Source organism: Flavobacterium sp. (genome assembly GCF_044361065.1).
Taxonomy (GTDB): domain Bacteria; phylum Bacteroidota; class Bacteroidia; order Flavobacteriales; family Flavobacteriaceae; genus Flavobacterium.
On record NZ_JBIKJI010000066.1, the window covers coordinates 1 to 10,680 of the forward strand.

The following is a 10,680-nucleotide window of genomic DNA, read 5'->3' on the forward strand; positions in this document are numbered from 1 at the left end:
GCTTATGCCAATTGTGCTTCTATAGAAGATTTAAAAACATTGTTAGGCAGAGCAAGAGCTAAAAAAGGTATGTTTGAAGGCGATTTAGTAGAAGGTGAATTAGAAATTGGTCAAATTGCAGGATTAATCCACGATATTCTTCCAGTTGAAACGATAATTTCTAATGTTATTTCAGAATTTAATTCAGCAAAAGGTAGTGTAAATGAAATTCAATTTTAATTTATACAAAATGAAAAAAATAGTTATTGTATTGTTTTTAGGTTTATGTACACAATTGGGATTTTCTCAAACGTATCAATTTAAAACAGTTAATTATTCTGTTTCTCAAAAAAATGCAAAAGGTGAATGGTCTAAATGGTCTAAAACATTACCAACCGAACTATTAATTAACTTGGATAGAGACAAACATCGCTTTGTAGTATATTCTGAGATTATTCAACTGTATAGTATTTTAAAATATGAAGATAAAGTTGAAAATGAAACAGGAACGTCTAATAAATATTTTTGTGTAGATAATTTAGGTATAGATACGGTTATAACAATTGTCTCACCTAAAAATGCAGGAAGTAGCAAGCAAATTTATATTGCTAATGACGAGATGATTATTGAATATGATTTAATTTATTTAGGCGAAAAATAATATCTCTTGCGAACTAATAGTATAAAACACATAGTAAATCCAACTCTTTTTAAAGAGCAAATTTCACTTTGGAGTCAGCAATTTAGAGAAGTAACTATTTTAGATAGTAATTTTCAAAGTAATGAAAATCAATTATATAAGTCTTTTGATTTCGTAGTTGCTGTAGACGCTTTTACTACCATTCAAACCGATTTTGAGAAAGCATTTGAAGATGTATATCAATATCAATCTAAATCAAACGATTGGCTTTTTGGATATTTAGCTTACGATTTAAAAAACGATGTTGAGCATTTACAATCTCAAAATTTTGACGGATTAGGTTTCCCTGATTTGTACTTTTTTCAACCTAAAAAAATCTTTTTATTAAAAGACACTACTTTGGAAATTCAATATCTAAATATGTGCGATGATGAAATTGATTCCGATTTTGAAGACATTTTAAATCAAGAAAAAAGCGAAAGTAAAGAATCAAAAGTTACTATCCAACAAAGAATTTCTAAAGAAAATTATCTTAATAAAGTTAATAAAATGCTTGCTCATATTCATCGAGGTGATATTTATGAAGCAAATTTTTGTATGGAATTTTATGCAGAAGAGGCAGTAATTGCACCATATGAAGTTTATAAAAAATTAAATGAAATTTCAGACGCACCATTTTCAGTTTATTTCAAGAAAAATCAACATTATTTGCTTTCAGCTTCACCAGAACGGTATTTAAAAAAAGAAAACCAAAAAGTGATTTCTCAGCCAATAAAAGGAACTGCGAAACGCAATTCAAATTCAGAATTAGATGAGCAGAATAAAGTAGCGCTTCAAAATAATGCCAAAGAACGTTCTGAAAATATAATGATAGTTGATTTGGTTCGAAATGACTTGTCACAAACCGCAACAAAGAGTTCAGTTGAAGTTGAAGAACTTTGTAACGTGTATTCATTCAAGCAAGTACATCAAATGATTTCAACTATAACTTCAAATGTTGCACATACCACTTCACCCATTGAAATTTTACGAACCACTTTCCCAATGGGAAGTATGACTGGCGCACCGAAAATTTCTGCAATGAAAATTATTGAAGAATTAGAAGAAACCAAACGTGGTTTGTATAGTGGAGCCGTTGGCTATTTTACGCCTTCAGGAAATTTTGATTTTAATGTTGTTATTCGAAGTATTTTGTATAATTCTGAAAATCAATATTTAAGTTTTTCTGTTGGAAGTGCCATTACTTCTGAAGCCATTCCAGAAAATGAATATGAAGAATGTTTGTTGAAAGCAAAAGCTATGTTTGAGGTTTTGAGGGAAAAGTAACATAGTTTCAAAGCATCAAAGTAACAAAGTATCAAGAATAGTGATTCTTTGTTTTTCTATGCATAGCGAGGCTACTTAGTCTAACAATCATTTTTCTATGTTCCTATGTGTTTGAAAAAAGTAAAATAGAATAAGGTAAATGTTAAAAAAAATAGCCACTGATGTTATTGATTACCTCAGATAAAATCCGTGAAATCTGTGAAATCTGTGGCAAAAATATCGCACAATTAATTTTTTATCAAACAGAGTAATGCTTAGGATCTAAAATTAATTAACGTTATAAAATGAAAAATTGTTAAATTTGCTAATAAATAAACTAAAAGTCTAAGTTGAATGATAGTAAATTATGCCTTATCACTTATCCCTTTTTAACTTAAATAATGCTTCAAAAACTAAAAAATCATATTCAACAAAATTTTTCTTTCTTACAAGATAAAAAATTACTTGTGGCTACCAGTGGTGGCTTGGATAGTATGGTTTTAGTACATTTATTTCAAAAATTAAATTTCAATTTTGCTTTAGCGCACTGCAATTTTCAATTAAGAAATTTGGAAAGTGATGAAGATCAAAAATTTGTTACTAATTACGCCAAGCAGCATAATATTCCTTGTTTTACTATAAAATTTGACACTAAAAAATATTCTGAAACACATAAATTATCAACACAAGTTGCTGCCAGAAATTTACGTTACGATTGGTTTAAAGAAATTTTAGTCCAGGAAAAATTCGATTATATTATTACTGCGCATCACGCTGATGACGATGTGGAAACATTTTTGATTCATATTTCTCGCGGTACAGGTTTAGAGGGTTTAACAGGAATTCCATCGCAAAACGGAAATATTATCCGACCAATGTTGCCTTTTTCTCGTAAAGAAATTGAAAATTACGCATCAGAAAACCAATTAGTATGGCGAGAAGATAGTAGTAATGCTTCGGATAAATATGTAAGAAATAAAATCAGACATCATATTGTACCCGTTTTAAAAGAAATAAACGATTCTTTTTTAACTTCGTTTCAAAATACCTTATTACATCTCAATCAACAACAAACTTTAGTTGATGATGCTGTGAAACTGGTGTATGAAAAAGTAGTTTCAGAGGAAAACCAAGAAATTAAAATTAATATTTCAGCTTTACTTCAATATAAAAATTATAAAGCGTATTTATACCAATGGCTTCATAAATATGGGTTTACAGCTTGGAATGATGTGTATGATTTGGTGCAATCGCAAACAGGAAAACGCATCGAATCTGAAAATTATATTTTATTAAAAGACAGAGATTATTTACTACTTTCTCAAAAAAGAATGATGAATTTTGAAACTATTGTTATTAATTCTGTAACTGAAAGTACTAATTTTCCGTTAAATTTCAGTTTTTGTAACATAAGTAACATTTCAAATCAAAACAAGAACATTATATTTGTGGAAGAATCGAAGTTACAATTTCCGTTAATCATAAGAAAATGGAATGAAGGCGATTTCTTTTATCCAGCAGGAATGCAAGGCAAAAAGAAAGTAAGCAAGTATTTTAAAGATGAAAAATTTTCACAATTTCAAAAAGAAGCTACTTGGATATTAGAGAGCAATAGTCAAATTGTTTGGATAATTGGACATAGAGCTGACGAACGATTTAAACCAGATAACACCAATCAAAATATAATACAAATTACATATAACAATGAAAAAAATAGTTAGTTTATTCGCCCTGTTTCTTGCCTTTATGGGTACAGCACAAATTGTAGAACCCGTAAAATGGAGTTCAAGTGTTGTGAAAGTTTCTGATACTGAATTAGATTTAATTATCTCAGCAAGTATTGAAAACAATTGGCATTTGTATTCTCAATTTACACCTGAAGGTGGTGCCTTACCATTGGTTTTTACGTTTAAAAATCAAAAAGGAAATTACCAATTAATAGGAAAAACTAAAGAAGGTAAATATAAAAAAGCGTTTAACGAAATATTTGAAATTGAAGAATATTACTTTCAAAATACAGCAAAATTCACGCAACGAATTAAATTACTAAATCCCAAATTAAAAACAATTTCTCTTTTGGCAGATGGTCAAGCGTGTATTGATGGAAAATGTGTGCAAACTGAAGGAAATTTAGTTTTTAATTTACCAGAAACAAAGGCAACTGAAGCCACATCAGAAATAGCTATTTGTTCGCTTTCAAAACCAACTGATTCGGTTGCAACAACTGAACCGGATACCACAAACCAAACTGTTGAACCAGTAAAAAATTCAAATAACGCTACACCAAATAAAGAAGAAAAAAGTTTATGGACTATTTTCTTTTTAGCCTTTTTAGGTGGTTTTGCAGCGCTTTTGATGCCTTGTATTTTCCCAATGATTCCGATGACTGTTAGCTTTTTTACGAAACAAAGTAAAACAAAAGCTGAAGGTATTAGAAATGCCATCATATACGGCTTAGCTATTATTGCTATTTATGTCTTGTTAGGTTCATTAATTACGGGTATTTTTGGAGCAGAAGCACTGAATGAATTATCAACAAGTGTTACGTTTAATTTAATTTTCTTTGCCTTATTAGTAATTTTTGCACTTTCATTTTTAGGCGCATTCGAAATAGTTTTACCAAGTTCTTGGGCTACAAAAATTGATTCAAAAGCAGATAAAGGCGGAATTGTTGGTATCTTTTTTATGGCATTGGCTTTAGCCGTAGTTTCTTTTTCTTGTACGGGTCCAATTGTAGGTACATTACTTGTAGAATCAGCATCAAAAGGCGGTTTAGCACCAATTATTGGGATGTTAGGTTTCTCTATCGCTATTGCTTTACCATTTATGTTATTTGCTATGTTCCCAGGTTGGTTAAATTCAATGCCAAAATCGGGTGGTTGGTTAAATACGGTTAAAGTTTCTTTAGGATTTTTAGAATTGGCTTTTGCCTTTAAGTTTTTATCTAATGCCGATTTGGTGTTACAAAAACATTGGTTAGAAAGAGAATTGTTTATTGCGATATGGATTGCTGTATTTGCTGCTTGGGCGTTATATTTATTTGGCAAATATATGTTACCTCACGATTATGAAAAAGCGGATAAAATAGGAGTAGGGCGTTTGATGATGGCAATTATCGTTTCCACTTTTACTTTTTATATGATACCAGGACTATGGGGCGCGCCATTAAAAATATTGAGCGGATTAACGCCTCCAATTAATTATGCAGAAAGCGCATCTGGATTTGGAAATGGGAATTCGAGTACAGCTGAATTACCAGAACACGCGCACAATGGACCACACGGAATTATAGCTTTTGAAGACTATGAATACGGATTAGCGTATGCGAAAAAAGTAGGCAAACCAGTATTGTTAGATTTTACAGGTGATGCCTGTGCGAATTGCAGAAAAATGGAAGATAATGTTTGGTCTGATAAAACCATTTTATCTATCCTAAAAAATGATGTGGTTTTAGTTTCTTTATATTGTGATAGAAAAATTGATTTACCTAAAGAAAAACAATACGTTTCCAAAACAACGGGTAAACAAGTAATTACAATTGGAAATAAATGGACAGATTTACAAATTTCAAGGTATAAAAGTAATTCACAACCTTTATACGTAATTATTGATAATGAAGGAAATGATTTAGAAGGTGTAACTCCAATGGCATTTAATACCAATATTGAAGAATATAAAAAATGGTTAGAAAATGGGATTGCCTTGGCTAATAAAAAATAAATAAGTTCTAAATATTTATAAAATCTGTATGAAATCATTTTATACAGATTTTTTTATTTCAAAAACTTTTCTACATTTGTATTTATATAAGCCAATTTTTAAAAGTACACGCCATGTTAGTAAAAGTCTTTGGAAGCGCCGTTTTCGGTGTAGATGCCACCACCATTACTGTAGAAGTAAATATCGATAAAGGAATAGGATACCATTTAGTAGGTTTACCAGATTCCGCAATTAAAGAAAGCAGTTATCGTATTGCTGCCGCTCTAAAAAACAACAATTACAACCTTCCCGGAAAAAAAATCACTATAAATATGGCGCCTGCCGATTTAAGAAAAGAAGGTTCTGCCTATGATTTAACGTTAGCTATAGGAATTTTAGCTGCTTCTGGTCAAATAAACGCTGACGAAGTAGGAAAGTATATTATTATGGGCGAAATGTCTTTAGATGGTGGTTTACAGCCAATTCGCGGAGCATTATCTATAGCAATTAAAGCAAAAGAAGAAGGTTTTACAGGAATTATCCTTCCCAATCAAAATGTAAAAGAAGCCGCTATAGTTGAAGGTTTGGAAGTGTATGGTGTAGAAAATGTATTGCAAGTCATTAATTTTTTTGAAGGAAAAGAAACTTTAATTCCAACCATAATTGATACGAAAGAAGAATTTTCTAAAAACCTTGAATTTCCAGAATTCGATTTTGCCGACGTGAAAGGTCAGGAGTCAATTAAAAGATGTATGGAAATTGCAGCTGCAGGCGGTCATAATATTATTTTAATTGGACCTCCAGGCGCTGGAAAAACGATGTTAGCCAAACGTTTACCAAGTATTCTACCACCTATGAGTATGCAAGAAGCATTGGAAACAACTAAAATTCATTCGGTTACAGGTAGAATAAAAGATGCAGGATTATTAACGCAACGTCCTTTTCGAGCACCACATCACACGGCAAGTTCTGTCAGTTTAGTAGGTGGAGGAAGTTATCCACAGCCAGGAGAAATTTCTTTAGCACATAATGGCGTTTTGTTTTTAGATGAATTACCTGAGTTTAAACGTGAAGTTTTGGAAGTGATGCGCCAACCTTTAGAAGATAGAGAAGTAACAATCGCTCGAGCAAAATTTACGATAACTTATCCTTCATCATTTATGTTAGTAGCCAGTATGAATCCTAGTCCCAGTGGTTTTTTTAACGATTCGAAAAATTCAAATGGTGCTTCACAAATGGAAATGCAACGCTATTTAAGTAAAATTTCTGGACCTCTTTTGGATCGAATTGACATTCATATTGAAGTCACACCCGTACCTTTTGAAAAATTATCGGAAACTCGCAAAGCAGAAAGTAGTGTTGAAATTAGAAAAAGGGTTACAGAGGCAAGAAATATTCAAACAGAACGTTTCGAAAACTACAATCACATTCATTATAATGCACAAATGAGTAGTAAATTAATTCGTGAATATTGTGCTTTAGATGATGTTTCTCTAAAATTATTAAAAACAGCTATGGAACGATTAAATTTATCAGCACGAGCGTATGATAGAATTTTAAAGGTTTCCCGAACCATAGCCGATTTGGAAAATTCAGAAAATGTATTTTCACATCATATTGCAGAAGCTATTCAGTATAGAAGTTTAGATAGAGAAGGTTGGTTGGGATAATTTGCAAGCTCCGCAAAGTCTCCGACTTTGAGGAAGTGTCTTTCAGTCTTTGACTGACTTTGATATTACAAAATATAATAATAAATAGTAATGAAATTAGAAATAAAGGTCGGAGACCTTTTTACACAACCTCAAAGTCGGAGACTTTGCGGAGCATATAGAAGTTTGCTTAAGTTTTAGTAATTTTAATATATTAATATTGCAGCTCCGAAAAGTCTCCGACTTTGAGGTAATGTTTTACAGTCTATGACTGACCTAAAAAATATGAAAGATAAAGAAGGTTACATAATTAGAGACCAATCTAAGGCTCATTTTATTACCGCAACTGTTGTGGATTGGGTTGATGTTTTTTCAAGAAAAGCATATAGAGATTGCATAATTGAAAGTTTGGATTTTTGCATCAAAAATAAAGGAATGATTTTGTATGGATTTGTAATAATGTCTAATCACATTCATTTAATTATACAATCAGATAAAAATAAATTATCCGATTTGATTCGGGATTTCAAGAAGTTTACTGCAAAGACCATTTTGCATAAAATAGAAACAGAACCAGAAAGCAGAGCTGATTGGATGCTGAAACGTTTTGAATTTGCTTGTAAAAGTCATAGTCGAAATGAAAAATATCAGTTTTGGCAATATGGAAATCATCCCGAAGAAATTTTTTCTGAAAAGTTTTTTTGGTCTAAATTGGATTATATTCATTTGAATCCAGTTCGAGCAGGTATTGTTGTCAAAGCTTCTCATTATTTGTATTCAAGTGCATCTAATTATGTAAATGATTATGGAATTATAACAATTACTAAAGTTGATAATCCAGTAATAGATGTTTTAAAACCACAATCAATTAGTAATATTTATAATTGGTAAGGAAGGTCGGAGACCTTTAAACACATCCTCAAAGTCGGAGACTTTGCGGAGCGTAAGTTAGAGAAGGTTGGTTAGGTTAGCCGTGTTTTTTCCAATATCTTTTACCATAACTGCAAAAAATTTCTTCATTAGATTTGATGTTTTTTGTAGCAACCAAACAAACGTTGTTAGATTCATCTAATGTAATCTTTGAATTATTTTTATACTTAGATTTTATAAAACCATTGGAATCATTTGCGTATTTCGCAAAACAATCTACAGTATTTGAGTCTAAAATTGTGCCATCAAGTAAATTAATAAAATACTTGTCATCATTATGTTCAACAATAGATTCGGCTTCGGTGTTTGTTATTATTTTACCTTTAAAAATGGAAATTATTTCTTCCTTATAAATTTTTATTGCTGTAAATAATCCATTTCCAGAATTTTCAATTTGAGATTTATGAATGTATAAATAATCTTCTTCCTTTGCATCAATGGTGTTGTCCATATTATTTTAAATAAAACTAAAATTTTAAAATTCGCATTACTCTATTTTTTCTAATATGATTTTTTATGATGGTTGTGGTATCTCTATTATTTTGCATCGGAATAATGATGTTTTTTAATATTTCTATATTTGTTATTTGATAGTTTAAATCGAAAAAACAGTATCCTTTATAAACACCATTTTCAATTAAAACGGCACTTCGTTCTTCTATTCCTCGACCTTTGTCGACAACAACCATATTGTTGTTTTCAAATTGTAAATTATTAATACAATCTTCAGCACGAGTGTTATATGTTTCAGGACTTTCAAGCTGTATGCAAGCACCGCTACATTCTTTAATTTTGTATTGAAAACAAGCGGATTTTGTTTCGTAAAGTCCGTTAATTTTCTGACATAATTGATTTTCAGATGTTAATTTAAAAAGAAAGTTTTTCCCTTCTTGTAAGCTTACAAACGAGGTGATTTCTTTTTTTCTTCCATCCGCTTTTTCAATAGTTATTGCTAAGTAACCTTCATTATTTATATGTGAATACATAGCAAAATTGAAAATACTTTTGCGTTGTGCTCTATTATATAAAGGCTTATTGATTTTAATTTCTTCCGATTCTTTCAATAAAGCAATTAGTTCGCTACCAGTTTCTTCAAATGTAACGGTATATACATCACGTTGAATTTTTTTACTTTTAGAATTTACACCTGTAAAATGCTGATTAACACGTTTTTTAATATTTTTACTTTTTCCAATATAAATTAAATCGCCGTTTTCATTATGAATATAGTATATTCCAGTTTTTGAAGGTAATTTTTCTAATATGTCAAGTAATTTAGGTGATAAACCCGCTTTTATTTCGGTTTTTATATAACTTTTTACAATTTCTTTAGTCAAATCTTTTGCTAAAAGCATCTTGAATAATTTAACTGTAGCCATTGCATCACCACTTGCTCTATGCCTGTCTGCCATTGGAATTCCTAATGAACGTACTAATTTTCCTAAGCTATATGAAGGCAAATCGGGAATGATTTTTTTGGCTAATTCTACAGTACATAGCGTTGGTTTTTTAAAATCAAAACCCAAACGTCTAAATTCCATTTGTAAAATTCGGTAATCGAAACTGGCGTTATGCGCTACAACAATAGAACCTTCAGTAATTTCAATAATTCGTTTTGCCACTTCGTAAAACTTTGGCGCACTTCGAAGCATAGCACTATTTATACCCGTTAATTTTACCACAAAAGGCTGAATTGGTTTTTCAGGATTCACCAAACTAATAAACTGGTCAACCACTTCGTGACCATCAAATTTATAAATGGCAATTTCCGTAATACCTTCTTCATTGTATTGTCCGCCAGTGGTTTCTATGTCGATAATAGTATAAATATGCTTTCTTTTTTTAATTTTAGTATTTCGATTTCAATAATTGGCACATTCAAAATTGCCTTATTGATAATTTCTATTTCCAAAGATACTACTTCCTATTCGAACCATTGTGCTACCGCACGAAATGGCTAGTTGATAATCGCCAGACATACCCATTGATAGGATGTTGGGCTTTAGGTTATGGGTAAATGGAATTTTACTTAATTTATCAAATATCGCTTTCAAATGGTTGAATTCTTTTTCAATTTGGATTTGATTTTCAGTGAAGGTTGCCATTCCCATTAAACCTACGATTCTGATGTTTTCAAATTCGCTTTTTTCATTCTGAACTTGTTTCAGAATCTCATCTAATTCGAACTCATCTAAACCAAATTTAGTTTCTTCTTCTGCGATATGAATTTGTAACAAACAATCAATTACTCTATTGTGTTTTTTGGCTTGTTTATTAATTTCTTGCAACAGTTTTAAACTATCAACTCCGTGAATCAAACTTACGTATTCTGCCATAAATTTTACTTTATTGGTTTGTACGTGGCCAATCATATGCCATTCGATATCTTTTGGCATTTGTTCCCATTTATCAGTCATTTCTTGGATTTTGTTTTCTCCAAAAGTGCGCTGACCAGCATTGTAAGCTTCCATTAAATCG

Annotated in this window: 9 protein-coding genes and 1 pseudogene; 7 read left to right on the forward strand and 3 right to left on the reverse strand. The window is 30.9% G+C overall.

Annotated features, from left to right (window positions below; genetic code table 11):
* The 7 genes and pseudogenes from ACIQ11_RS05575 to ACIQ11_RS05605 form a co-directional block, all read left to right on the forward strand.
* A pseudogene (locus ACIQ11_RS05575) lies at positions 1–219 on the forward strand (nitronate monooxygenase); the annotation flags it as partial.
* A 10-nt stretch (positions 220–229) separates the two neighbouring features.
* Complete coding sequence (locus ACIQ11_RS05580; protein WP_396153583.1) at positions 230–640, forward strand: hypothetical protein; 411 nt, start codon at positions 230–232, stop codon at positions 638–640.
* Between the two features lie 6 nt (positions 641–646).
* Positions 647–1,945, forward strand: a complete 1,299-nt coding sequence (locus ACIQ11_RS05585; protein WP_396153585.1) for an anthranilate synthase component I family protein — start codon at positions 647–649, stop codon at positions 1,943–1,945.
* Between the two features lie 380 nt (positions 1,946–2,325).
* The gene (gene tilS / locus ACIQ11_RS05590) at positions 2,326–3,645 is read left to right on the forward strand and encodes a tRNA lysidine(34) synthetase TilS (protein ID WP_396153587.1); all 1,320 of its coding nucleotides are present in this window, start codon (positions 2,326–2,328) and stop codon (positions 3,643–3,645) included.
* Complete coding sequence (locus ACIQ11_RS05595) at positions 3,629–5,644, forward strand: protein-disulfide reductase DsbD family protein (protein WP_396153589.1); 2,016 nt, start codon at positions 3,629–3,631, stop codon at positions 5,642–5,644. The genes tilS and ACIQ11_RS05595 overlap by 17 nt, the downstream gene beginning before the upstream one ends.
* A gap of 113 nt (positions 5,645–5,757) precedes the next feature.
* Positions 5,758–7,293 (forward strand): YifB family Mg chelatase-like AAA ATPase, encoded by a 1,536-nt coding sequence (locus tag ACIQ11_RS05600; RefSeq protein ID WP_396153591.1) that lies wholly within the window; start codon positions 5,758–5,760, stop codon positions 7,291–7,293.
* 264 nt (positions 7,294–7,557) lie between these two features.
* Positions 7,558–8,163, forward strand: coding sequence for an REP-associated tyrosine transposase (locus tag ACIQ11_RS05605; RefSeq protein WP_396153593.1), 606 nt, complete (start codon positions 7,558–7,560; stop codon positions 8,161–8,163).
* A gap of 76 nt (positions 8,164–8,239) precedes the next feature.
* On the opposite strand, the gene ACIQ11_RS05610 is transcribed toward ACIQ11_RS05605, so the two are convergent.
* The 3 genes from ACIQ11_RS05610 to ACIQ11_RS05620 all read right to left on the reverse strand — a co-directional run.
* Positions 8,240–8,653, reverse strand: a complete 414-nt coding sequence (locus tag ACIQ11_RS05610; protein WP_396153595.1) for an SET domain-containing protein-lysine N-methyltransferase — start codon at positions 8,651–8,653, stop codon at positions 8,240–8,242.
* A 16-nt stretch (positions 8,654–8,669) separates the two neighbouring features.
* The gene (locus ACIQ11_RS05615) at positions 8,670–10,031 is read right to left on the reverse strand and encodes an exonuclease domain-containing protein (RefSeq protein WP_396153599.1); all 1,362 of its coding nucleotides are present in this window, start codon (positions 10,029–10,031) and stop codon (positions 8,670–8,672) included.
* Between the two features lie 60 nt (positions 10,032–10,091).
* The coding region (locus ACIQ11_RS05620) for a YggS family pyridoxal phosphate-dependent enzyme (protein ID WP_396153597.1) at positions 10,092–10,680 on the reverse strand (589 nt) is incomplete at its 5' end.

What these genes read in the sequence shown, in the direction of transcription:
- ACIQ11_RS05580 (WP_396153583.1), top strand. Translation starts at nt 230, where the DNA reads ATGAAAAAAATAGTTATTGTATTGTTTTTAGGTTTATGTACACAATTG.
- tilS (WP_396153587.1), top strand. Translation starts at nt 2,326, where the DNA reads ATGCTTCAAAAACTAAAAAATCATATTCAACAAAATTTTTCTTTCTTA.
- ACIQ11_RS05595 (WP_396153589.1), top strand. Translation starts at nt 3,629, where the DNA reads ATGAAAAAAATAGTTAGTTTATTCGCCCTGTTTCTTGCCTTTATGGGT.
- ACIQ11_RS05600 (WP_396153591.1), top strand. Translation starts at nt 5,758, where the DNA reads ATGTTAGTAAAAGTCTTTGGAAGCGCCGTTTTCGGTGTAGATGCCACC.
- ACIQ11_RS05605 (WP_396153593.1), top strand. Translation starts at nt 7,558, where the DNA reads ATGAAAGATAAAGAAGGTTACATAATTAGAGACCAATCTAAGGCTCAT.
- ACIQ11_RS05610 (WP_396153595.1), bottom strand. Translation starts at nt 8,653, where the DNA reads ATGGACAACACCATTGATGCAAAGGAAGAAGATTATTTATACATTCAT.